Source organism: Jejuibacter sp. L23 (assembly GCF_050815825.1).
GTDB lineage: Bacteria > Pseudomonadota > Gammaproteobacteria > Enterobacterales > Enterobacteriaceae > Jejubacter > Jejubacter calystegiae.
In genome coordinates this window covers 4,706,822-4,729,686 of the sequence record NZ_CP138199.1, presented here as the reverse complement: position 1 = coordinate 4,729,686, position 22,865 = coordinate 4,706,822, and the positions used below count along the sequence as shown (strand labels likewise).

The window sequence follows — 22,865 nt, the reverse complement described above, 5'->3', positions numbered from 1 at the left end:
GAGTTCCGCTGCGGCGGCAGACAAGGAGTGAAGGGTGAGGAGACTGCCGGGCATTTTGATGCTCACGGCTGCCACGCTGATTGTAATCATCGCGCTGCTGGTCAGCGGTCTGCGCCTGGCGCTGCCGTATCTGGACAGCTGGCGTCCGGCGCTGTTGGCGAAAATCGAGGCGGTGAGCGGCGTGCCCGTTTCCGCCTCGCAGCTCAATGCCAGCTGGCAAAACTTTGGCCCGACCCTGGAAGCACGGGATATCAAAGTCGGCCTTAAAGACGGCGGTCACCTGGAGGTTCGGCGGGTTACTCTGGCATTAGATGTCTGGCAGAGCCTGCTGCGACTGCGCTGGCAGTTCCGCAATCTCACCTTCTGGCAACTGCATATTCGCACCAATACCCCGTTAAGCCGGGGGGACGGCGATAATGTTAAAACCGATAACCTGAACGATCTGTTCCTGAACCAGTTCGATCATTTCGATCTGCGCGACAGCAGCGTCAGTTTTCTGACCCCCTCCGGCGAGCGCGCTGAGCTGGCTATTCCCCAACTGACCTGGCTTAACACCCGTAACCGCCACCGTGCGGAAGGCCAGATAAGTCTGTCGAGCTTTAACAATCAGCACGGCATTGTGCAGGTGCGTATGGATCTGCGTGATGAAGAGGGGCTGCTGGATAACGGGACCGTTTGGCTGCAGGCGGACAATGTCGATGTGAAGCCGTGGCTCAGCCGTTGGATGAATCAGAAAGTGGCGCTGACCGATGCGCGCTTTAGCCTGGAGGGCTGGATGCGTCTTGATGGCGGCGAGGTTACCGGCGGCGATGTCCGACTGAAGCAGGGGGGCGCCTCCTGGCCGGGAGAGAGCGGCACTCATCGTCTGACAGTGGACAATCTGACCGCCCATATCAGTCAGGTGGATGGCGGCTGGCAGCTGGCGATCCCTGATACCCGCATCGCGATTGACGATCGACACTGGCCGAAAGGCGAACTGGCGCTGGCCTGGCTGCCGAAAACCGCGCAGCGCGATGAAGAGGTACGGATCCGGGCGGACAACCTGGCACTGGCTTCTGTCAGACCGCTGCTGTCAATCGCTGATAAATTTACCCCGCAGGCCAGCGACATCTGGCGCCAGATGCAGCCGCAGGGCATGTTTGAAAAACTGGCGCTGGATATTCCCGTCCAGCATATGGAAAAGACCCGTTTACAGGGACGCTGGCGCGATCTGTCCTGGAAACAGTGGAAGCTGATTCCCGGGGCGCAGAACGTGGAAGGCAGCGTTACCGGCAGCCTGGAAAATGGTCGGCTTATCGTTGGGCTGCATGATGCGATTATGCCTTATGAAGGCGTGTTTCGGGCGCCGCTGGAGGTGAGCCGCGGCAGTGCGACCATGGACTGGCGTCATGATGAACAGGGCTTCAGCCTGCGGGGGAGCGGCATTGATGTGCAGGCCAACTCCCTGTGGGCGAATGGCGACTTCCGCTACAGTCAGCCCAAAGGCGACGATCCCTGGCTGGGGATTGTCGCCGGAATTCGCACCCCCGATGGCGGGCAGGCCTGGCGCTACTTCCCGGAAAACCTGATGGGCAAACATCTGGTCGACTACCTGAGCGGTGCGATTCAGGGCGGTCAGGTTGATAATGCCACCCTGGTCTATGGCGGTAATCCCCATCTGTTCCCCTATGAACATAACGAGGGGCAGTTTGAGGTGCTGGTGCCGTTGCGTAACGCCACTTTCGCCTTCCAGCCGGGCTGGCCAGCTCTGGAAAATCTCGATATCGAGCTCGACTTCCTTAACGACGGGTTGTGGATGAAGACCCCGAAGGTGGCGCTTGGCGGGGTGACGGCGACTAACCTGAAAGCGGCCATTCCCGACTATGCCCGCGAAAAACTGCTGATCGATGCGGATATCAATGGTCCCGGTAGCGCCGTGGGGCCTTATTTTAAAGAGACGCCGCTGCATGATTCCCTGGGGGCGACCCTTGACGAACTCCAGCTTAGCGGCGATGTGAATGCCCGCTTACATCTCGATATCCCGCTGGATGGCGAGATGGTCACAGCCAAAGGCGACGTGCGCCTGAACAATAACGCCCTGTTTGTGAAGCCCATCGACAGCACGCTGGAAGGATTGAGCGGCAGCTTCAGCTTCGAGAACGGCAACCTGAATAGTGGTCCGCTGAACGCGCGCTGGTTTAATCAGCCCTTAAATCTGGATTTCTCCACCCATCAGGGCGAAAACAGCTACCAGGTGGGCGTCAATATGCAGGGGAACTGGCGGCCTGCGGAGACGGGCGTACTGCCGCCGCAGGTGAATAGCGCGCTGTCCGGCACCTTCCCCTGGCACGGTAAAGTGGATATTCAACTGCCGTACCGTGGCGATGCCAGTTACAAGGTGGATTTAAACGGCGATCTGAAAGGAGTGAGCAGTCGCTTACCTGCGCCAATGGATAAGCCTGCTGGTGAAGCGCTGCCTGTAGCAGTCAGTGCTCAAGGCGATCTGCGTCACTTTGACCTGACCGGTAGCCTGGGTCGCAACGGCCATTTCAATAGCCGCTGGTTGCTGAATAAGAAGCTGGAACTCGATCGTGCCGTGTGGGTCTCCGACAGTAAAACTCTGCCGCCGCTACCGGCTCAGCCCGGCGCGGAGCTGAACCTGCCCGCGCTGGACGGCGCCGAGTGGCTGGCGCTGTTCCGTCAGGGGGCGGCGCAGGAGGTCAGCAGTAAAACGCAGTGGCCTCAGGCGGTGACCCTGCGTACACCAGCATTGATGATGGGGGGCCAGCGCTGGAACAACCTGAGCCTGACTTCGGCGCCGGTCTCCGGCGGTACCCGGATTAACGTCAGCGGGCGTGAAATCAACGGAACCCTGACGATGCATGATAATGCGCCCTGGGAAGCGGCGATTAAGTACCTCTACTATAACCCGGGGCAGATGCAGAGCGGGCAACCGGGGGCCAGTGGCATACCGGAAACGGCATCCGCTATCGATTTTAACGGCTGGCCGGATCTTAACCTGCGCTGTGCTGAATGCTGGCTGTGGGGACAGAAGTACGGCCGTATTGACGCTGATGTCGCGATTCGCGGCAATACCCTGAAGCTGAACAAGGGGCTGGTCGATACCGGCTTCGCTAGCCTGACCGCCAACGGTGAGTGGGTGAATAACCCCGCCGCGCCGCGGACCTCCCTGAAGGGCAAGCTGAAAGGCAAGCAGTTGGATGCCGCCGCCGGCTTCTTCGGTGTGAAGACCCCGGTTCAGGGCTCTTCGTTTGATCTGGATTACGATTTGCACTGGCGTAAGGCGCCCTGGCAGCCCGATGAAGCGACGCTGAACGGGATTATTCATGCCCGGCTGGGCAAGGGGCAGATCGCCGATCTGGGGACTGGTCACGCGGGGCAATTACTACGTCTGTTGAGCTTCGACGCACTGCTGCGCAAGCTGCGCTTCGACTTCAGTGATACCTTTGGCGATGGTTTCTATTTTGACTCCATTCGCAGCACCGCCTGGATTAAAGACGGCATTCTGCATACCGACGATACGCTGGTGGATGGTCTGGAAGCGGATATCGCCATGAAAGGTTCGGTCGACCTGGTTCGTCGCCGCCTGGATATGGAAGCGGTGGTGGCGCCTGAGATTTCCGCCACTGTCGGCGTGGCTGCCGCCTTTGCGGTTAACCCCATCGTCGGCGCTGCGGTGTTTGCCGCCAGCCAGGTGCTGAGTCCGCTGTGGAACAAGATCTCGGTGCTGCGCTACCGGATCTCCGGGCCGGTGGATCAACCGCAAATTAATGAGGTGCTGCGCCAGCCGCGGACCAGTCCGGCCCAATGATTTGACGCGAGCCGGGAATTGCCTCAAGCTCACCTGATAAACCCTGAGCCCTGTTACAGGGCAACAACTGAATGAGTAGCAAAAACGATGAGTCTGAAGCTGGTAAGTGAGCAATTGCTGTCTGCGCATGGCCTGAATCATCAGGATCTGTTTTCCATTCTCGGCCAGCTCTCCGAGCGCCGTCTCGACTACGGCGATCTTTACTTTCAGTCCAGTTATCACGAATCCTGGGTACTTGAAGACCGCATTATTAAAGACGGCTCTTACAATATCGATCAGGGCGTTGGCGTGCGCGCCATCAGCGGCGAGAAAACCGGATTTGCCTATGCCGATCAGATTAGCCTGCTGGCCCTGGAGCAGAGCGCCCAGGCGGCTCGCAGCATCGTACGCGAGCAGGGGGAAGGGCGCGCCCATACCCTTGGCGAGGTTGCCCATTCACCGCTTTATACCTCAGTCGATCCGCTGACCAGCCTGACCCGGGAAGAGAAGCTGGATATTTTGCGCCGGGTTGATAATACCGCCCGGGCGGCCGACAGCCGCGTTCAGGAGGTGACCGCCAGCCTGAGCGGGGTCTATGAACTGATTCTGGTTGCGGCCACTGACGGAACGCTGGCGGCGGATGTACGCCCGCTGGTGCGTCTTTCCGTTAGCGTGCTGGTCGAGCAGGATGGTAAGCGCGAGCGTGGCGCCAGCGGCGGCGGCGGTCGTTTCGGCTATGAGTGGTTCCTGGCGGAAACCGACGGTGAAGTTCGGGCCGAAGCCTGGGCTAAAGAAGCGGTGCGGATGGCGCTGGTGAATCTTTCTGCCGTGGCGGCGCCGGCCGGGACCCTACCGGTGGTGCTGGGGGCCGGCTGGCCTGGCGTTCTGCTGCACGAAGCGGTAGGGCACGGTCTGGAAGGGGACTTCAACCGTCGCGAAACTTCGGTATTCAGCGGGCGTATGGGGGAGCTGGTCGCCTCTGAGCTGTGCACCGTAGTGGATGATGGCACTATGGCCGATCGCCGTGGTTCGCTGGCGATCGACGACGAAGGGGTTCCCGGACAGTATAACGTGCTGATTGAAAACGGCGTTCTGAAGGGCTATATGCAGGATAAGCTGAACGCCCGCCTGATGGGCGTTCAGCCGACCGGCAACGGTCGCCGCGAATCCTATGCCCACCTGCCGATGCCGCGTATGACCAATACCTATATGCTGGCCGGTCGCTCCACGCCTCAGGAGATTATCGAATCGGTGGACTACGGTATCTACGCGCCGAATTTCGGCGGCGGTCAGGTGGATATCACCTCCGGGAAGTTCGTTTTCTCGACCTCCGAGGCTTACCTTATCGAAAAAGGCCGCATCACGACGCCGGTTAAAGGGGCGACCCTGATTGGCTCCGGCATTGAAGCCATGCAGCAGATCTCGATGGTCGGTAATGACCTGGCGCTGGATAGCGGTGTCGGAGTGTGCGGTAAGGAAGGGCAGAGCGTGCCGGTTGGCGTAGGCCAGCCTACCCTGAAGGTGGACAGCCTGACCGTGGGCGGTACCGCCTGATCTTTCTGCGTCCGGCGCTGGTCAGCGCCGGACTTAGTGCGTTTCCTGATGGCCATTGCGGCCACGCATCGCCTGGTAGAGCTGGGCCACCTTCACAAAGTACTCTGTCAGATAGTTAATACATACCTCCACCTTGAGCGGCAGCTTATCTTTTTCGGTATAGAGCGCGTACACCGGGCGGGGATCGGACTGGTAACGGGGAAACAGAATCTCCAGTTCACCGCTGTTGACCCTGTCGATTACCCACATCAGCGGCACATAGGCAATACCGGCACCGGCGCTCAACCAGCGCGTTAACGTCATGGGATCGTTGGTCACAAAGCGTCCCTCGGGATGTAGTCGGATGGTGAGCCCTTCCGGCGCCACCAGTTCAAATTCGTTATCCGGTCGGACGCTGTAGCTCAGCCAGGCGTGGTTGGTGAGATCGGCGGGTTTTTCCGGTACGCCGGTTCTGGCCAGATAGCTTTTGGCGGCGCATACCACCATTGGCATGCTGCCCAGCCTGCGGGAAAACAGACTGGAGTCCTGTAGAGCGCCGACCCGAATCACCAGATCCAGACCGTCGGCAATCAAATCCGGTGCCGGGATGCCGGTCACCAGGTTGACCGTCAGCCCCGGGTACTCCCGCAACATTTCTGCGGTCATCGCCGCCAGGACATTTTGTGCCATGGTTGAAGAACTGCCGATACGCAAGGTACCGATAGGCGTGTTGTTAAAGGCGTAAAGTTGTTCGTGTACCTCCTGGGCTTCGTACAGCATCTTACGGCAACCCTGGTAGTAGATTTTTCCGGCTTCGGTCAATCCAATGCTACGGGTACTGCGGTTTAACAGCTTTACCTGGAGTTCATTTTCCAGGCGAGATACGGTCTGGCTGATGGCGGAAACGCTCATCTGTAACTGCCTGGCGGCGGAGGTGAAAGAGCCCTGCTCCACCACTTTGGCAAAAACCGCCATGCTCTTTAGTCTTTCCATTATTCACTCTGGCTTAAAAGTGATTTAGATCACAGATTATAGATAACAGCATAACAGTTACGTTAATATATTATTATTAACAAAACCTGCGCTGCGCTCTCGCCCGGCCATCCAGGCCATTAAATCTGTTGCAGTTTGTGGTACATAATAATTTATCTGCTTTTGTCTCCAGGATTAACATGAGTTTATTTCCGGTTATCGTGGTGTTTGGCTTGTCCTTCCCACCGATATTTTTTGAGTTGCTGTTATCACTGGCCCTGTTCTGGCTGGTGAGGCGCCTGCTTGTTCCAACCGGGATCTATGACTTTGTCTGGCACCCTGCGCTGTTTAACACCGCGCTATATTGCTGCCTGTTCTGGCTGATTTCGCGCCTGTTTGTCTGAGGTTGATGTGAAAACACTAACAAGAAATATCGCCCGTACGGCCATTACGCTGGTGCTGGTCGTTCTGGCTTTCATCGCTATCTTTCGTATCTGGAGCTTCTATACCGAGTCGCCCTGGACCCGTGACGCCCGCTTCTCTGCCGACGTGGTGGCCCTGGCCCCTGATGTCAGCGGTCTGGTGACAGATGTAAAGGTGCACGATAACCAACTGGTGAAGAAAGGGCAGGTTATCTTTGTGATCGACCAGCCGCGCTATACCAAGGCGCTGGACGAGGCAGAGGCGAACGTCTCCTATTATAAGGCACTGGTTAAAGAGAAACGTACCGAGGCAGCCCGTCGTAACAAGCTGGGGGTTCTGGCAACGTCTCAGGAAGATATCGATCAGTACAACAACAGCCTGCAAACGACGCTGCACGAGCTGGCCAAGGCGGAAGCGGCTCGCGATCTGGCGAAGATAGACCTGGATCGCACCGTGATTCGTGCGCCCTCCGACGGTTGGATCACCAACCTGAATGTCTACGCCGGTGAATATATTACCACCGGTTCCACCGCCGTGGCGCTGGTGAAGAAGGACTCTTTCTACGTTCAGGCCTATATGGAAGAGACCAAGCTGGAAGGTGTACGCCCGGGTTATCGGGTCGAGATCACGCCGCTGGGCAGCAACCATGTACTGAAGGGTACCGTGGATAGCGTCGCGGCCGGGGTGACCAATGCCAGCAGCACTAGCGACACTAAAGGGATGGCGACGATCGACTCTAACCTTGAGTGGGTTCGTCTGGCTCAGCGCGTGCCAGTGCGTATCCATCTGGATAAACAGACTGGAAACACCTGGCCTGCCGGAACCACGGCAACGGTAGTGGTGACGGGCGAAAAAGATCGCAATACCGATGAGATGTCGCCCTTTATGAAGCTGCTACACCGGCTGCGTGAGTTCGGTTAACCGTTATGGGATGGTATAGCATTGCGCCAGTGCATCTGCGCTTCGCCATTAAACTGGCAACGGCGCTGGTGCTGGCGCTGTTCGTGGGATTTCACTTCCAGCTGGAGACGCCGCGCTGGGCAGTACTGACGGCGGCCATCGTTACAGCAGGGCCGGCCTTTGCCGCTGGTGGCGAACCCTATTCGGGGGCCATTCGTTACCGCGGTATGCTGCGTATTGTCGGTACCTTTATCGGCTGTATCGCCTCGCTGGTGATTATCATCGGATTGATTCGCGCGCCGGTGGTGATGATCATGGTGGCCTGTCTGTGGACCGGGTTCTGTACCTGGATCTCCTCGCTGGTGAAGGTTGAAAACTCCTATGCCTGGGGGCTGTCCGGCTATACCGCGCTGATCATTGTTATTACGATTGAACATGAGCCGCTCCTGGCGCCGCAGTTTGCCGTCGAACGATGTAGTGAAATTGTGCTGGGGATCGTCTGCGCCATTGTGGCCGATCTGCTGTTTTCTCCTCGCTCGATCAAGCGTGAGATCGACAGAGAACTTGATGGCCTGCTGGTGGATCAATATCGGTTGATGCAGCTCTGCCTGGCGCATGGCGATCGCGATGAAGTGGACAAGGCCTGGAGTGACCTGGTACGACGCACCACCATGCTGCAGGGAATGCGCAGCAACCTGAAGATTGAATCATCGCGCTGGTCGCGGGCCAATCGTCGCCTGTATGCGATCAATACCCTATCGCTGACGATGATCACGCAGGCCTGTGAAACCTTTCTGATCCAGAATACCCGTCCCGAGGCTTTCCCCCAGGAGTACCGGGAACTGTTTGCCGAACCGGTAGAGACCGTGGCGGACGTGCACCGCAACCTGAAACGTATTCGGCGGGTTTTCTCCTGGACCGGCGAGGTAGATACCCCGGTCACGCTCTATAGCTGGGTGGGAGCGGCTACCCGCTATCTGCTGCTTAAGCGCGGCGTTATCAGTAATACCCGCATCAGCGCGGTAGAAGAAGAGATTCTCAACGGTGAGCCGGTCGTGAAGCCCGAATCGGCGGAGCGCCATCATGCGATGGTTAACTTCTGGCGTACCACGGTGTCCTGCATGGTGGGGGCGCTGTTCTGGCTGTGGACCGGCTGGACTTCCGGCAGTTCGGCGATGGTGATGATTGCGGTGGTGACCGCTCTGGCAATGCGTATGCCTAACCCTCGTATGATGGCGCTTGACTTCGTCTACGGCATGGTGGCGGCGCTGCCGGTGGGCTGTTTCTACTTCCTGGTGGTGCTCCCTTCGACGCAGCAAAGCATGCTGCTGCTCTGCATTAGTCTGGCGCTGTTGGGTTTCTTCATCGGTATTGAGGTGCAAAAACGGCGTCTGGGCTCTATAGCGCTACTGGCCGGGACCATTAACACTATAGTGCTGGATAACCCGATGACCTTCGAGTTCAACACCTTCCTGGACAGCTCGCTGGGCCAGTTGGTGGGGGTTATTCTGGCGATGATGGTCATCCTGGTGATCCGCGATAACTCGAAAGCGCGCACCGGGCGTATGTTGCTGAACCAGTTTGTGTCGGCGGCGGTCTCTTCAATGACCACCAACAGGGCGCGTCGTAAAGAGAATCATCTTCCGGCGCTTTACCAGCAACTGTTTCTGTTGCTCAACAAATTCCCGGGGGATATCGCCAAATTCCGCCTGGCGCTGACGCTGATTATTGCGCACCAGCGTCTGCGTGATGCCCCCATTCCGATCAACGAAGATCTCTCTAACTTCCACCGCCAGTTAAGGCGTACGGCGGATCGGGTTATTTCGGCCTCCAGCGATGGCAAGCGGCGCCGTCACTTTAGTCAGTTGCTGGATGAGTTGGATATCTATCAGGAGAAACTGCGGGTCTGGGAAGCTCCGCCTCAGGTCACTGAACCGGTGGGGCGTCTGGTCGGTATCCTGCGTAAATATCAGAATGCGCTGACGGATAATTAATGCTCTCTGCGGGGGAATAGCCGACGCCTGTGCGTCGGCTTTTCTATACTTAATGCCCGCGAACGGAAACTGAGATATCAGGAGAGAGTATGAGCGACCAGAAATTGCAGGATCATGAACTGTTTCGAACCGGCTACCTGGTAAATGGCGAATGGCGTAGCCTGGAGGAGACCTTCGAGGTGCTTAATCCCGCCAGCGGCGAGACTATTGCCAGGGTGGCCCGGGCCGGGAAAGCTGAAACCCAGGCGGCTATCGCGGCGGCGGCCCGTGCTTTTCCCGCCTGGCGTGCGCAACCCGCAAAAGCGCGCAGCGAACTTCTCTACCGCTGGTATCAGCTGATTCTGGAGCATAAAGCGTGGCTGGCGCGTCTGATGACCATCGAACAGGGAAAACCGCTGAAGGAGGCGGCTGGCGAGGTCGAATACGCTGCCAGCTTTATTCAATGGTTTGCCGAACAGGCGAAGCGAGCTAACGGTGAAATTATCCCGTCAGTGAAGCCCGGCTCGCGGATCCTGGCGACCCGTGAACCGGTAGGCGTGGTGGCGGCTATTACCCCCTGGAATTTCCCTATGGCGATGCTGACCCGCAAGCTGGGTCCGGCGCTGGCTGCTGGCTGTACCGGCGTGATTAAGCCCGCGAATAACACCCCGCTGTGTGCGTTCGCCTTACTGGCGCTGGCCCAAAAAGCGGGCATTCCGGATGGTGTGCTCAACGCCGTGGCGGGTAACACGCCGGAGATCAGCGATGCCATTATGGCAAGTCACGACGTGCGTAAAATCTCCTTTACCGGCTCTACTGCCGTGGGGAAAACCCTGATGCGTAATGCGGCGGAGACGGTGAAAAAGATCTCGCTGGAGCTGGGCGGCAACGCGCCTTACATCGTTTTTGATGATGCAGATATTGATGCAGCTGTAGAAGGCGCTATCGCCAACAAATTCCGCAATGCCGGACAGGTCTGCGTCAGCGTTAACCGTTTCTTCATCCAGGAGGGGGTTTACGAGCGCTTCGTCAGCCAGTTGGCCGAGGCGGTCCGTCGCCTGAAAGTGGGAGATGGTCTGGAAGAGGGCGTTAATGTGGGGCCGCTTATTGAGCCCGCTGCCGTAGAGAAAGTGCGTGAACATGTGGAAGATGCTCGCGGCAAAGGCGCCCGGATCCTGACCGGCGGTGCCGCCCATGCGCTGAGTGGCAACTTCTGGCAGCCCACGGTACTGGCGGATGCCTGCGACGAGATGCTGCTGGCGCAGGAGGAGACCTTTGGACCGGTCGCCGCCTGCTTTCGCTTCAGCACTGAAGAGGAGGTGCTCCAGCGCGCCAACAACACGCCATACGGTCTTGCCGCCTACTTCTATACCCGTGACCTCCAGCGGGTATTCCGCGTTTCTGCGGCGCTTGAAAGCGGTATGGTGGGGATTAACGAGTGCGCGGTTTCTACCGAGCTCGGTCCGTTTGGCGGCGTGAAAGAGTCGGGTCTGGGGCGTGAAGGCTCGGTGCTGGGCCTGGAAGAGTTCCTGGACGTGAAAACGCTGCATCTGGGCGGTTTGTCGTAATCGATAAGGGGCGGTGGCCGCCGCCCCGTTGTTAACAGCGGTAGCAAACCAATGAAACGCTATTCATTTAATTTCAGTGAAATAACCAATCAGGCCGACTTCTTCTATCAATTCAACCGGGCGTTTGGGTTACAGAACGGCCGGGTCAGTAATCTGGATAAGCTCTGGGATGTGGTGACGGGGAGTGAGCTTCCTTTGCCGCTGGAGATTGTGTTTACGCACCTGGGGGAGCGGGAACGCAGGCGCTATGGGGCGTTGATTTTGCTGTTTGATGAAGCGGAAGAAGAGCTGGAAGGGCGATTGCGTTTTAATCAGTTCCAGGATGGCGCATAAAAAAAAGCCCCCCGAGTGTTGGGGGGCAAGTCGTCGGACAAGACGACGAGGGTTTATTTGTAGAGTTCTGCGGTGGCGTGCCAGCTGGAGCCGGAGCGGGCCTCGATGATGCGATAGGCGGAAGCCCCTTCTTTATCTGCTTTTTTGCTCAGCTCGCTATTCATATCCATCGGTGAGCTGCCGATCTGGCTGACGGAGATGGTCCCCATCGGCTGGCGGCCTTCTGCCTGTTCGCTGTTGATCGAGCTGGCAGCGAAAGCGCCAAATGACAGCATGGAAAGGAGACTTACGGTTGCTACGGTAGTTTTGATGTTCATAAGGTTTACCTCGTCGAATTCTTCTGTTTGGGTCCTTTGTTTCGTGACCCTCATCACAAAATCAAGTATACACTAATAACGCATGAAATTAATACCTGATTAACTATAAACAATGAAATTTTATGTTAATAAAACTAGTTTTAAGTCTATTTAGTTATAAAAACGTCATGCTTATCACTTTATTTTATTTTTTTTATAAGAAAATCATATAGATGCAGGGAATGGATTTTTTGTGCCTTTTGATGGCGTGTTAACGGGTCGCCGCTGAGCTGAAAGCACGAACGGTAAAAAATAGCGGGATTGTGACAATAAAAGGGGGCCACCGCGGTCAGGCGGTGGAGGCAGGCGGTTTACAGCTCCTGATCGAAAAGCACCAGAATGGCTTCGTAGAGTTGACGGACGGAAAAGTTGCGCGACGGGGTGGTAAAGATAGTATCATCGCCGGCGATGGTGCCGAGGATCCCCTCTGATTTACCCAGTGAATCGAGCAGGCGGGCAATCAGTTGCGCAGCGCCAGGGCTGGTATGAATCACCACGACGGCATCGTTATAGTCGATATCCAGCACCAGGTTTTTCAGCGGGCTGGAGGTGGTTGGTACGCCCAGCTCAGCCGGAAGGCAATAGACCATCTCCATTTTTGCATTGCGGGTACGTACCGCGCCGAATTTTGTCAGCATGCGCGACACTTTCGACTGATTAATATTCTCGAAGCCCTGATCCTGTAACGCCAGGACGATTTCACCCTGGGAGCTGAATTTCTCTTCTTTCAATAGCGCCTTAAAGGCTCTGACTAATTCTTCTTGTCTGGCGGGCGTTCTCATATTGATAGTTCCATAACAGAGACGGGGATAGCGTCAATTATGCATTTTAATGAATTTTTATGCAAATCTTTGCCAGAACGTCGGATGAAATAATGTTATGGAATCGACGTTTTACATCAATAAAGCTTATTTTCAGCATAATGTGACGGCGTTTATAAATTAAAATAAAGTTAATTTAATGTTGTTAAAATGATGTTGTTTAATAAAGGAAAATGGGTGTAATGTTACTGAGCTAGATGTCGATGTTTGGTTGTGACATGGCCTGTACCCTAATTTATCCGGGGGGCAAGTATGGCATTTTCCCAGCTAAGTTGTTGCGTAGCATCGCATTTTATTTCCGGGATATTTGTAATTACCTGCTCCCTGGATTATGGTCTGTGACAGCTGAAGTTACGGCATAATTTTGCCAACCATAATAAGGAGTTTTAGGATGAAAGTTGCAGTCCTCGGCGCGGCTGGCGGCATTGGTCAGGCGCTTGCACTTCTGTTAAAAACCCAGCTCCCGTCAGGTTCAGAACTCTCGCTTTACGATATTGCACCCGTTACCCCAGGGGTTGCGGTGGATCTTAGTCATATCCCGGGTGAAGTGACCGTTAAAGGATATTCTGGTGAAGACGCCACGCCGGCATTGAATGGCGCCGACGTCGTGCTCATTTCCGCAGGCGTTGCCCGTAAGCCGGGAATGGATCGTTCTGACCTGTTTAATGTTAATGCCGGGATCGTCAGAAATTTGATTGAGCAGGTGGCGAAAGCCTGCCCGGAAGCCTGCATCGGCATTATTACTAACCCGGTAAACACCACAGTGGCGATTGCGGCTGAGGTGCTTAAAAAAGCGGGCGTTTACGATAAAAGAAAGCTGTTTGGGGTGACCACGCTGGATATTATCCGCGCCAACACTTTTGTGGCGGCGCTGAAAGGTAAGCCATCATCGGAGATCGAGGTACCGGTGATTGGCGGCCACTCTGGCGTAACTATTCTGCCGCTTCTTTCCCAGATTTCTGGCGTGAGCTTCAGCGATCAGGAAGTCGCCAGTCTGACCAAACGCATCCAGAATGCCGGCACCGAAGTGGTGGAAGCCAAAGCCGGTGGCGGTTCGGCCACGCTCTCGATGGGGCAGGCAGCGGCACGTTTCGGGCTGTCGCTGGTACGGGCGATGAACGGTGAGCAGGGCGTGGTAGAGTGCGCCTATGTGGAAGGCGATGGCCAGCATGCTCGTTTCTTCTCTCAACCGCTGCTGTTGGGTAAAGAGGGGATCGTTGAGTATAAGCCCATCGGCACCTTGAGCAGCTTTGAGCAGCAGGCGCTGGAAGGCATGTTGGATACTCTGAAGCAGGACATCGCCCTGGGCGAAGAGTTTGTCGGCAAGTAACTCCGATATAGTGAAGCAAAAAACCGGAATCATTGATTCCGGTTTTTTGTGCCTTAACGGCAAGGTTATTCGGCGTTGGGGTATTCCTGAATTGACACCTGAACCGTCAGCTTGCGGTTGTCACGCAGGATTTCCACCGGAATAACCGAACCGGGACGAATCTCCGCTACCTGGTCCATGGTCTCCACGGCCGAGACTGCTGGCTTGCTTCCTACCGAGAGCAGTACATCATTAGGCTGAATACCTGCCCGGGCAGCCGGGCCGTCCGGCTCTACCGCTTTCACGATGATGCCCTGCAGCGGATCCGGGCTTCCCTGACCCTGGCCATGAATCTTCGGCGCATCCATACCGGTAATGCCGATATAGCCGCGGATCACCCGACCATCGCGAATCAGCTTATCCATGATTTTGGTGGCCAGCTGTACCGGAATGGCAAAGCCCAGTCCTTCCGGCGTTTCGCCATCGCTGCTCTTATCAAAGGAGAGGGTATTAATACCGACCAGCTCGCCCAGCGAATTCACCAGCGCGCCGCCGGAGTTGCCGTGGTTAATCGACGCATCGGTCTGCAGGAAATTCTGATGTCCGCTGGGGCTCAGACCTACGCGCCCGGTAGCGCTGATAATTCCCAGCGTAATGGTCTGGCCCAGGTTATAGGGGTTGCCTATCGCCATCACCACATCGCCGATATGCGGCGTACGCTTCAGATTCATGGGAATGGTTGGCAGCGAGCTGGCGTTAATCTTCAGGACCGCCAGGTCGGTCAGGGGATCGGAACCAACCAGCAGGGCTTCGAAGAAACGCCCGTCCTGCAGGGCGACGATAATCTGGTCCGCACCGTTAATCACGTGCTTATTGGTAATAATGTAGCCGCGATTATCCATGATCACGCCAGCCCCCAGAGAGCGAATTTTCATCTGGTGATTGGGGGCAGTACGACTGTAAACGTTCACTACGGCCGGCGCGGCGCGGCGCACCGCAGCATTGTAGCTTAAAGGCGTTTTATCTGAGCTATCCACTTGCTGCGAAGACGACGAATTAATCTGGCGCAGTGAAGGGATAAACGTCAGCAACAGACCTGCGACAACCAGGCCAACGATCAGCGGGCGTAACAGTTTCAGAAACATGGATATTGATTAACCAAAGATGAAAACGCTCGCAGCATAGCACGAGTTCCGCGGGCATCCTATGAGGAATACCCGCGTGAAGGCGCATTACCGTAACAGCAGGTAGATGTTGTCGGAGCCGCGTACGACGTTCAGCGCGACAATGGCGGGTTTGCTTTCCATAATCTTGCGCATCTGCGCGATGGTGCGTACCCGTTCACGGTTAACGCCGATAATCACATCCCCTTTATGCAGACCGGCCTGAGCCGCAGGGCTGCCCTTTTCCAGGTTGTCGATAACGATCCCCTGGGTCACGCCATCTTTCAGATGACCGTCGCTCAGTGCCGCACCGCGCAGGGCGGGAGCGATCAGTTCAGCGCTGGCGGAAGCGGACGTACTCTTATCCAGGGTCACTTCTACCGTCATCGGTTTGCCGTTGCGCAGCAGGCCCAGCTTCACCTTGCTGCCTGGCTCGCTGGTGGCGATTCTGGCGCGCAATTCGGCGAAACTGTTGAGCCGATTGCCGTTGAGCGCGGTGATCACATCCCCAGCTTTAATCCCCGCTTTGGCAGAGCCAGAGCCTGGCATAACTTCGCTGACGAAGGCACCACGTTGGGTATCGAGGTTAAAGGCTTTGGCAATATCGGCGCTCATTTCGGTTCCCCGAATGCCCAGCAGGCCACGGCGGACTTCACCGGTCTGAATCAGCTGGTCGGAAAGAATCTTCACCATATTGGAAGGAATGGCGAAACCGATTCCTACATTGCCGCCGCCTGGGGCCAGGATGGCGGTGTTAATCCCAATCAGTTCGCCGTTCAGGTTGAGCAGCGCACCACCGGAGTTGCCGCGGTTAATGGAGGCATCGGTCTGGATAAAGTTCTCCAGGCCTTCCATGCTCAGGCCGCTACGGCCCAGCGCCGAAATAATGCCGGAGGTGGCCGTCTGTCCCAGTCCGAAGGGGTTGCCGACCGCCACTGCGAAGTCGCCAACCCGCAGCTTATCGGAATCGGCGATTTTAATCGCCGTCAGCTTGCTGGCTTTCTGGATCTGAACCAGCGCGATATCGCTCTGCTTATCACTGCCGATAAGCTTAGCCTCAAATTCACGGCCATCGTTCAACTGCACGCTAATTTTCTGGGCCTGATTAATGACGTGGTTGTTGGTCAGCACATAGCCTTTGGTGGCGTCAATGATGACGCCGGAGCCCAGGCCTTCGAACGGCTGGGCGGGCTGATCCGGAATATTGCCGAAGAAGCGCCGCAGCTCTTCGGGAATTTGTGGGTTTTGCCGCGCGCTGCCTTCCACCTTAATGCTCACCACGGCGGGCAGGACTTTATCCAGCATAGGCGCAAGGCTGGGCAGCGGCTGGCCGGAAACTTGTGCGGGTAATGCCGCGCTTACCGGCAGAGAGGTTGAAAGCGTCAGTCCGACGCTTAATGCTAATGCACTGAACAGTAAAGTTTTGTTCTTCATTGATGCTCTCGCAACCAGAAAGAGAAATGGGCAGTCAATCCCCACCGATAGTAGTGAATTCCGGGGCGGGTCACAATGCCCGATAAATGCGGCGGGGGTAAAAAAACGGGCCGCTGATGCGACCCATTATTATAAGAAATTACTGATGCTTACGCCCACGTAACAAGCCTGACGCCCCTTCCGAATAGTCGCGCGGCATCTGTACCGGCGCCTGATCGTTGCTGGCTTCCGATTCGCTCAGACGATTGCGAAAGGGGTTGCTTTCAGCGGACATCTCCGGCAGCAGGTTGCTGGAGCTTTTGGCCATATGCTGATAGAGCTGGCGATAATCGTGGGCCATATTGTCCAGTAGCTCGGCGCTATGAGCAAAGTGGCCGACCAGCTCTTCACGCCAGGTGTCCAGCTCTGCTTTTTTTTGTTCCAGTTCGTACTGCAGGGCCTGCTGCTGGCGGAGCTTACGGCTGCCAAAACGCATCGCGACGGCGCCGATAATGATACCGACGACTAACCCAATGAGCGCATATTCCCAGGTCATGAACGACTCCCGTTGTCTTGTTTTCCGTAGGGTTCTGACGGCACAGGCCGGTCAAACTTGTTCCACTATAACCGTTAATCTGCCAGAAGTGGAATCCTGAGCGTGCATCGCTTATGGTAGAACGGCAATTTTTTCGTCAACCCGTGCGGTTGAGTACTTTTTATAAAACGACAATATCACCATGCAAAGCCTTTCCCCAACATCGCGCTATCAGCAGGCCCTGAAGCAGGGCTCTCATCAACCGGACGACGTTCAGCAGGAAGCCGTCTCCCGATTAACCACCATCTGGCAGGAGCTGGGCGAACGGCCTGCACCGTCTTCCGACAGCGGCGGAGGGCTACGTGCCCGCTTCGGCAAACTGCTTGGCAAGCGGCAGGCGACCACCGCCGATGTTGAGCCGGTTCGCGGCCTTTATATGTGGGGGGGCGTTGGGCGCGGTAAAACCTGGCTGATGGACCTCTTTTTTCAGAGTCTGCCTGGGGAACGTAAGCTACGCCTTCACTTCCATCGCTTTATGCTGCGGGTTCATGAAGAGCTGACCACCCTGCAGGGGCACAGCGACCCGTTGGAGATCGTGGCTGACGGGTTTAAGGCCCAGGCGGATGTGATCTGCTTCGATGAATTTTTTGTCTCCGATATTACTGACGCTATGCTGTTGGGCGGTCTGATGGAGGCGCTGTTTCGCCGCGGCATCACTCTGGTGGCCACATCGAATATTCCGCCGGACGATCTGTATCGCAACGGTCTGCAGCGCGCCCGCTTCCTGCCTGCCATCGAGGCGATTAAAACCTGGTGTGACGTGATGAACGTGGATGCCGGTATCGACTACCGTCTGCGGACCCTGACTCAGGCGCATCTGTGGCTGTCTCCCCTTAATGAGCAGACGCACGGGCAGATGGCGCAGCTATGGCAGGCGCTGTCGGGCAGTCGTGAGCAGACGCCGGAAACCCTGGAGGTTAATCACCGGGCGCTGCCGGTATTGGGCAGCGTGGATCAGACCGTGGCGGCCAGCTTTGAACGGCTGTGCGTCGACGCCCGCAGTCAGCACGATTACATTGCGCTTTCACGTCTCTACCATACGGTACTGCTCTACGACGTACCGGTGATGACCCGGCAGATGGAGAGCGAGGCCCGGCGTTTTATCGCCCTGGTGGATGAGTTCTACGAGCGTCATGTGAAGCTGGTGGTCTGCGCCGTCGCGCCATTGCTGGAAATCTATCAGGGAGAGAAACTGAAATTTGAGTTCCAGCGCTGCCTGTCGCGCCTGCAGGAGATGCAGAGCGAAGAGTACCTGAAGCGCGAGCATATGCCCTGAAGTCACCCCGGCCCTCTCCCCGTGGGAGAGGGCCGGGGTGAGGGAAGCAGGCCGCAGGACGTTACCCGTAGCCCGCCGCCGCCCTCATCCAAATCCCAAAAAGGGGTCGATCTTTACCTGTGACTTCTCTATAATCTTGCGACCCCACGTTACAACAAAGTTTTTTTCCCGAAACTTTAGAGTGCCGGTGAAAACTATCCGAGGGGGTAGGTTTACTGGACAATGTCGTGTGAACCTCAACTGATTTTGAAACGTTTGGGTGTTCACCAACGTGTAACTTAATTTGGGTAAGCTTTTAATGAAAACTTTTACAGCTAAACCAGAAACCGTAAAACGCGACTGGTATGTTGTTGACGCGACCGGTAAAACCCTGGGCCGTCTGGCTACTGAGCTGGCTCGCCGCCTGCGCGGTAAGCACAAAGCGGAATACACTCCGCACGTTGATACCGGTGACTACATCATCGTTCTGAACGCAGAAAAAGTTGCCGTCACTGGCCACAAGCGTACTGACAAGATGTACTACCATCACACCGGCCACATCGGTGGTATCAAAGAAGCGACCTTTGAAGAGATGATTGCCCGCCGTCCTGAGCGTGTGATTGAAATCGCGGTTAAAGGTATGCTGCCGAAAGGGCCGCTGGGCCGTGCCATGTATCGTAAACTCAAAGTTTACGCTGGCAACGAGCACAACCACGCGGCGCAGCAACCGCAAGTTCTGGACATTTAATCGGGATTACAGGCAATGGCTGAAACTCAATACTACGGCACTGGTCGCCGCAAAAGCTCCGCCGCTCGCGTGTTCATCAAACCGGGCAACGGTAAAATCGTTATCAACCAGCGTACGCTGGAACAGTACTTCGGTCGCGAAACTGCTCGCATGGTAGTTCGCCAGCCGCTGGAACTGGTCGACATGGTTGAAAAACTGGATCTGTACATCACTGTTAAAGGTGGTGGTATCTCCGGTCAGGCAGGTGCTATCCGTCACGGTATCACTCGCGCTCTGATGGAGTACGATGAGTCTCTGCGCTCCGAACTGCGTAAAGCTGGCTTCGTCACTCGTGACGCTCGTCAGGTTGAACGTAAGAAAGTCGGTCTGCGTAAAGCACGTCGTCGTCCGCAGTTCTCCAAGCGTTAATTGCAGACTGCAATTGGCGAAAAACCCCGCTCTGGCGGGGTTTTTTTATGTCCGAGACCTGGCGGCGAGGGCTTTTGGGTGAAAACCCCAAATCCCTTCACCACACTACGCGTAAAATCTGGTAAACTATCATCCAATTTTCTGCCCAAATGCTGGTAACTGCTGATGTTTTGCGCAATGAGCGTCAACAAAAGCAACCGGCAGCGAAGGCGATTCTAATCACGCCGGTCTTGATTGCGGCTGGCAGCAGTATTTTTCTGAATATACCTGGAGGTTTTCATGGCTGTCGCTGCCAACAAACGTTCGGTAATGACGCTGTTTTCTGGTCCTGTTGATATCTATAGCCATCAGGTACGTATTGTTTTGGCTGAAAAAGGCGTCAGCTTTGAGATTGAGAACGTTGAGATGGATAACCTGCCTCAGGACCTGATCGACCTCAATCCCAGCCAGAGCGTACCGACTCTGGTCGACCGGGAACTGACGTTGTGGGAGTCCCGTATCATCATGGAGTACCTGGATGAGCGCTTCCCGCACCCGCCGCTGATGCCGGTTTATCCGGTGGCGCGCGGTGAGAGCCGCCTTTATATGCAGCGGATCGAGAAAGACTGGTACTCGCTGATGAATATCATCGAGAAAGGCTCCGCTCAGGAGGCCGATGCGGCGCGTAAGCAACTGCGTGAAGAGCTGCTGGCTATCGCGCCGGTATTCACTCAGAAGCCTTACTTCCTGAGCGATGAGTTCAGCCTGGTAGACTGCTACCTGGCGCCGCTGCTGTGGCGTTTGCCGGTTCTGGGCATTGAGATGAGCGGTGCAGGTTCAAAAGAGCTGAAGGGCTATATGACTCGCGTCTTCGAACGTGATTCATTCCTGGCTTCCCTGACTGAAGCCGAACGTGAAATCCGTCTGAGCCGGAGCTAAGGCTAATGGACATTACGCAGTTATCCCCGCGTCGCCCTTATCTGCTGCGGGCTTTCTACGACTGGCTGCTGGACAACCAGCTAACGCCGCACCTGGTGGTGGATGTCACCCTGCCGGGCGTGAATGTGCCAATGGAGTACGCGCGCGACGGGCAGATTGTCCTGAACATCGCGCCGCGTGCCGTAGGGAATCTGGAGCTGGGCAATGACGAAGTGCGTTTTAATGCGCGCTTTGGTGGCGTGCCGCGTCAGGTCAACGTGCCGATGTATGCGGTACTGGCCGTCTATGCCCGGGAAAACGGCGCTGGAACCATGTTTGAGCCGGAAGCGGCTTATGAAGAGGGTGCCGAGGTGTCGGGCGAGCAGCCTGCCACTGATGAAGGTGAAACCCTGATGTCGGTCATCGACGGCGACAGGCCGGACGCTGACGACGATAACCCGGATGACGATCCGCCGCCGCCGCGCGGTGGCCGCCCGACGTTGCGGGTTGTGAAGTAAATCAAACAGGGCCAAATGGCCCTGTTTCTTTATCATCTGTAGTCCCCTTTGTGGTATACCTTTTCTACCAATATTTCCGGATAAACAGCGCTTATGAGTTCATTCGATCAACCGGCAGGCAAGGATGCGGGCAGCCTGCGTCGTCGTCCGCTGACGCGTAAAAAGCTCTCAGACATGGTGGAGGAGGAGCTGGAGCAGATGATCCGTCGCCGTGAATTTTCTGAAGGAGATCCACTGCCGTCGGAGCGTGAGCTGATGACGATGTTCGATGTGGGGCGTCCTTCAGTACGTGAAGCACTGGCGGCGCTCAGACGTAAGGGGCTGGTGCAGATAAACAACGGCGAGCGCGCCCGGGTCTCTCGCCCCTCTGCGGACACCATTATCAGCGAGCTGTCTGGCATGGCGCAGGATTTCCTGTCCCAGCCGGGGGGGATCGCCCACTTCGAGCAGTTGCGCCTGTTCTTCGAATCCAGCCTGGTGCGTTACGCGGCCAGTTATGCCAGCGATGATCAAATCGCTGAACTGGGGAAAGCCCTGGAGCACAACAGTCAGTCGCTGGATGATAATGCCCGGTTTATTCGCTCGGATATTGAGTTTCACCGGGTGCTGGCCAGCATTCCCGGCAATCCCATCTTTATGGCTATCCACGTTGCCCTGCTGGACTGGTTAATCGCCGCCCGCCCAGGGGTGGCCGATGAAGAGCTGCATCAGCACAATAGTGAAAGCTATCAGCAACATATCAGGATCTATAACGCCATTTGCGATCGCAGCCCCGATGCGGCCGATCGCGCTTTGCAGGAGCATCTCACCAGCGTTTTTGCTACCTGGGCACGTCTGCGTTAAGCGCGTTACCGGTCTGCGAACGTCGTCCGTTTTAGTGAAGTTGCTCCCAAACTGAACATTCAGTCACTGGGGTGTCGCTTTTTTAGTCTGGTATAATAGGTATAAAGGTATATAGTTTCTGCATTCCCAACATGAATGAGGTCTCTATGTCAGCCAGTCTTAAAGGGGTTATGTCCGCGTTGCTTACGCCGTTTGATCGCGAACAGCGGCTGGATACCACCAGCTTGCGCCAGTTGGTTCGTTTTAATATCAGCCAGGGGATCGATGGCCTGTATGTGGGGGGCTCTACCGGCGAGGCCTTTGTCCAGAGCATCGCCGAACGGGAAGAGGTACTGGAAACTGTGGCCCAGGAGGCGGCGGGAAGGATCAAACTGATCGCTCATGTCGGCTGCGTCAGCACCGCAGAGAGTCAGCAACTGGCCGTGGCGGCGCAGCGCTACGGTTATGATGCCGTATCGGCGGTAACGCCGTTTTACTACCCCTTCAGTTTTGCGGAGCACTGCGATCACTATCGCGCCATTATCGATGCCGCCCGGGGGCTGCCAATGGTGGTCTATAACATTCCGGCGCTCAGCGGCGTACAGCTTACGCTGGATCAGATTAGCCAGTTGGTCACCTTACCGGGCGTAGCGGCGTTGAAGCAGACTTCCGGCGACCTCTATCAGATGGAGCAGATCCGCCGAGCTCATCCTGAACTGGTGCTTTATAACGGTTATGACGAGATCTTCGCCAGCGGCCTGTTGGCCGGGGCTAACGGTGGGATCGGCAGTACCTACAACGTGATGGGCTGGCGCTACAAAGCCATTGCCCGTGCGCTGGCGCAGGGTGAGGTCGATCAGGCCCGTCGCCTGCAAAGCCAGTGTAACGAGGTTATCGGTCTGCTGATTCAGACCGGCGTCTTTCGCGGCCTGAAGACCCTGTTGCACTATATGGATGTGGTGGCGGTACCGCTGTGCCGCAAGCCTTTTTCCCCGGTAGATGAGCGGTTCCTGCCGGCCCTGAAAACGCTGGCGCGACAGCTGCAGGAAGAGAACGGGTCACGCTAAG

At 56.4% G+C, this 22,865-nt stretch carries 21 protein-coding genes; 15 read left to right on the top strand and 6 right to left on the bottom strand.

Features of this window, described 5'->3' with window-relative positions; translation table 11 throughout:
• Positions 1 to 34 precede the first annotated feature (34 nt).
• Together yhdP and tldD are read left to right on the top strand one after the other, a co-directional pair.
• Positions 35 to 3,811: an AsmA2 domain-containing protein YhdP gene (gene yhdP, locus SCU88_RS22520; protein WP_175340848.1), complete on the top strand. Its 3,777-nt coding sequence runs from the start codon at positions 35 to 37 to the stop codon at positions 3,809 to 3,811.
• Between the two features lie 87 nt (positions 3,812 to 3,898).
• Positions 3,899 to 5,344, top strand: a complete 1,446-nt coding sequence (gene tldD, locus SCU88_RS22515; RefSeq protein ID WP_175340847.1) for a metalloprotease TldD — start codon at positions 3,899 to 3,901, stop codon at positions 5,342 to 5,344.
• A gap of 33 nt (positions 5,345 to 5,377) precedes the next feature.
• Here the strand turns inward: tldD and aaeR are convergent, their stop codons facing one another.
• Positions 5,378 to 6,316, bottom strand: coding sequence for an HTH-type transcriptional activator AaeR (gene aaeR, locus SCU88_RS22510; protein WP_175340846.1), 939 nt, complete (start codon positions 6,314 to 6,316; stop codon positions 5,378 to 5,380).
• 179 nt (positions 6,317 to 6,495) lie between these two features.
• Here aaeR and aaeX point away from each other — a divergent pair, with 179 nt between their 5' ends.
• The 5 genes from aaeX (at position 6,496) to SCU88_RS22485 (ending at position 11,492) form a co-directional block, all read left to right on the top strand.
• On the top strand, positions 6,496 to 6,699 hold the full coding sequence (gene aaeX, locus SCU88_RS22505; protein WP_138094324.1) for a p-hydroxybenzoic acid efflux pump operon protein AaeX: 204 nt from the start codon (positions 6,496 to 6,498) through the stop codon (positions 6,697 to 6,699).
• Positions 6,700 to 6,706: 7 nt separating this feature from the next.
• Entirely contained in the window at positions 6,707 to 7,639 is a 933-nt protein-coding gene (gene aaeA / locus SCU88_RS22500; protein WP_175340845.1) for a p-hydroxybenzoic acid efflux pump subunit AaeA, read from the top strand.
• Between the two features lie 5 nt (positions 7,640 to 7,644).
• Positions 7,645 to 9,612 (top strand): p-hydroxybenzoic acid efflux pump subunit AaeB, encoded by a 1,968-nt coding sequence (aaeB, locus tag SCU88_RS22495; protein ID WP_175340844.1) that lies wholly within the window; start codon positions 7,645 to 7,647, stop codon positions 9,610 to 9,612.
• Between the two features lie 89 nt (positions 9,613 to 9,701).
• Positions 9,702 to 11,159 (top strand): succinate-semialdehyde dehydrogenase, encoded by a 1,458-nt coding sequence (locus SCU88_RS22490; protein ID WP_175340843.1) that lies wholly within the window; start codon positions 9,702 to 9,704, stop codon positions 11,157 to 11,159.
• A gap of 51 nt (positions 11,160 to 11,210) precedes the next feature.
• On the top strand, positions 11,211 to 11,492 hold the full coding sequence (locus tag SCU88_RS22485) for a barstar family protein (protein ID WP_138094316.1): 282 nt from the start codon (positions 11,211 to 11,213) through the stop codon (positions 11,490 to 11,492).
• A gap of 53 nt (positions 11,493 to 11,545) precedes the next feature.
• On the opposite strand, the gene yhcN is transcribed toward SCU88_RS22485, so the two are convergent.
• Both yhcN and argR read right to left on the bottom strand, forming a co-directional pair.
• A complete protein-coding gene (gene yhcN, locus SCU88_RS22480; RefSeq protein WP_138094314.1) occupies positions 11,546 to 11,809 on the bottom strand; it encodes a peroxide/acid stress response protein YhcN in 264 nt (87 codons plus the stop codon).
• A gap of 350 nt (positions 11,810 to 12,159) precedes the next feature.
• Positions 12,160 to 12,630, bottom strand: coding sequence for a transcriptional regulator ArgR (gene argR, locus SCU88_RS22475; protein ID WP_138094312.1), 471 nt, complete (start codon positions 12,628 to 12,630; stop codon positions 12,160 to 12,162).
• A 430-nt stretch (positions 12,631 to 13,060) separates the two neighbouring features.
• On the opposite strand from argR, the gene mdh reads away from it, so the two are divergent.
• A complete protein-coding gene (mdh, locus tag SCU88_RS22470) occupies positions 13,061 to 13,999 on the top strand; it encodes a malate dehydrogenase (RefSeq protein WP_175340842.1) in 939 nt (312 codons plus the stop codon).
• A 65-nt stretch (positions 14,000 to 14,064) separates the two neighbouring features.
• Here mdh and degS read toward each other — a convergent pair whose 3' ends face one another.
• The 3 genes from degS to zapG form a co-directional block, all read right to left on the bottom strand.
• Positions 14,065 to 15,123: an outer membrane-stress sensor serine endopeptidase DegS gene (gene degS, locus SCU88_RS22465; protein WP_138094308.1), complete on the bottom strand. Its 1,059-nt coding sequence runs from the start codon at positions 15,121 to 15,123 to the stop codon at positions 14,065 to 14,067.
• Between the two features lie 87 nt (positions 15,124 to 15,210).
• The gene (gene degQ / locus SCU88_RS22460) at positions 15,211 to 16,575 is read right to left on the bottom strand and encodes a serine endoprotease DegQ (RefSeq protein ID WP_175340841.1); all 1,365 of its coding nucleotides are present in this window, start codon (positions 16,573 to 16,575) and stop codon (positions 15,211 to 15,213) included.
• A 139-nt stretch (positions 16,576 to 16,714) separates the two neighbouring features.
• Positions 16,715 to 17,110, bottom strand: coding sequence for a Z-ring associated protein ZapG (gene zapG, locus SCU88_RS22455; RefSeq protein WP_138094304.1), 396 nt, complete (start codon positions 17,108 to 17,110; stop codon positions 16,715 to 16,717).
• A 181-nt stretch (positions 17,111 to 17,291) separates the two neighbouring features.
• On the opposite strand from zapG, the gene zapE reads away from it, so the two are divergent.
• The 7 genes from zapE (at position 17,292) to nanA (ending at position 22,864) form a co-directional block, all read left to right on the top strand.
• The gene (gene zapE / locus SCU88_RS22450; RefSeq protein WP_138094302.1) at positions 17,292 to 18,425 is read left to right on the top strand and encodes a cell division protein ZapE; all 1,134 of its coding nucleotides are present in this window, start codon (positions 17,292 to 17,294) and stop codon (positions 18,423 to 18,425) included.
• A 298-nt stretch (positions 18,426 to 18,723) separates the two neighbouring features.
• Positions 18,724 to 19,152 (top strand): 50S ribosomal protein L13, encoded by a 429-nt coding sequence (gene rplM, locus SCU88_RS22445; RefSeq protein WP_138094300.1) that lies wholly within the window; start codon positions 18,724 to 18,726, stop codon positions 19,150 to 19,152.
• 15 nt (positions 19,153 to 19,167) lie between these two features.
• The gene (gene rpsI, locus SCU88_RS22440) at positions 19,168 to 19,560 is read left to right on the top strand and encodes a 30S ribosomal protein S9 (RefSeq protein WP_138094297.1); all 393 of its coding nucleotides are present in this window, start codon (positions 19,168 to 19,170) and stop codon (positions 19,558 to 19,560) included.
• Positions 19,561 to 19,839: 279 nt separating this feature from the next.
• The gene (gene sspA, locus SCU88_RS22435) at positions 19,840 to 20,478 is read left to right on the top strand and encodes a stringent starvation protein SspA (RefSeq protein WP_138094295.1); all 639 of its coding nucleotides are present in this window, start codon (positions 19,840 to 19,842) and stop codon (positions 20,476 to 20,478) included.
• Between the two features lie 5 nt (positions 20,479 to 20,483).
• Complete coding sequence (sspB, locus tag SCU88_RS22430) at positions 20,484 to 20,975, top strand: ClpXP protease specificity-enhancing factor (RefSeq protein WP_138094293.1); 492 nt, start codon at positions 20,484 to 20,486, stop codon at positions 20,973 to 20,975.
• A 93-nt stretch (positions 20,976 to 21,068) separates the two neighbouring features.
• Positions 21,069 to 21,818: a transcriptional regulator NanR gene (locus SCU88_RS22425; RefSeq protein ID WP_175340840.1), complete on the top strand. Its 750-nt coding sequence runs from the start codon at positions 21,069 to 21,071 to the stop codon at positions 21,816 to 21,818.
• 146 nt (positions 21,819 to 21,964) lie between these two features.
• A complete protein-coding gene (gene nanA / locus SCU88_RS22420; RefSeq protein ID WP_138094289.1) occupies positions 21,965 to 22,864 on the top strand; it encodes an N-acetylneuraminate lyase in 900 nt (299 codons plus the stop codon).
• The last annotated feature ends 1 nt before the right edge of the window (position 22,865 follow it).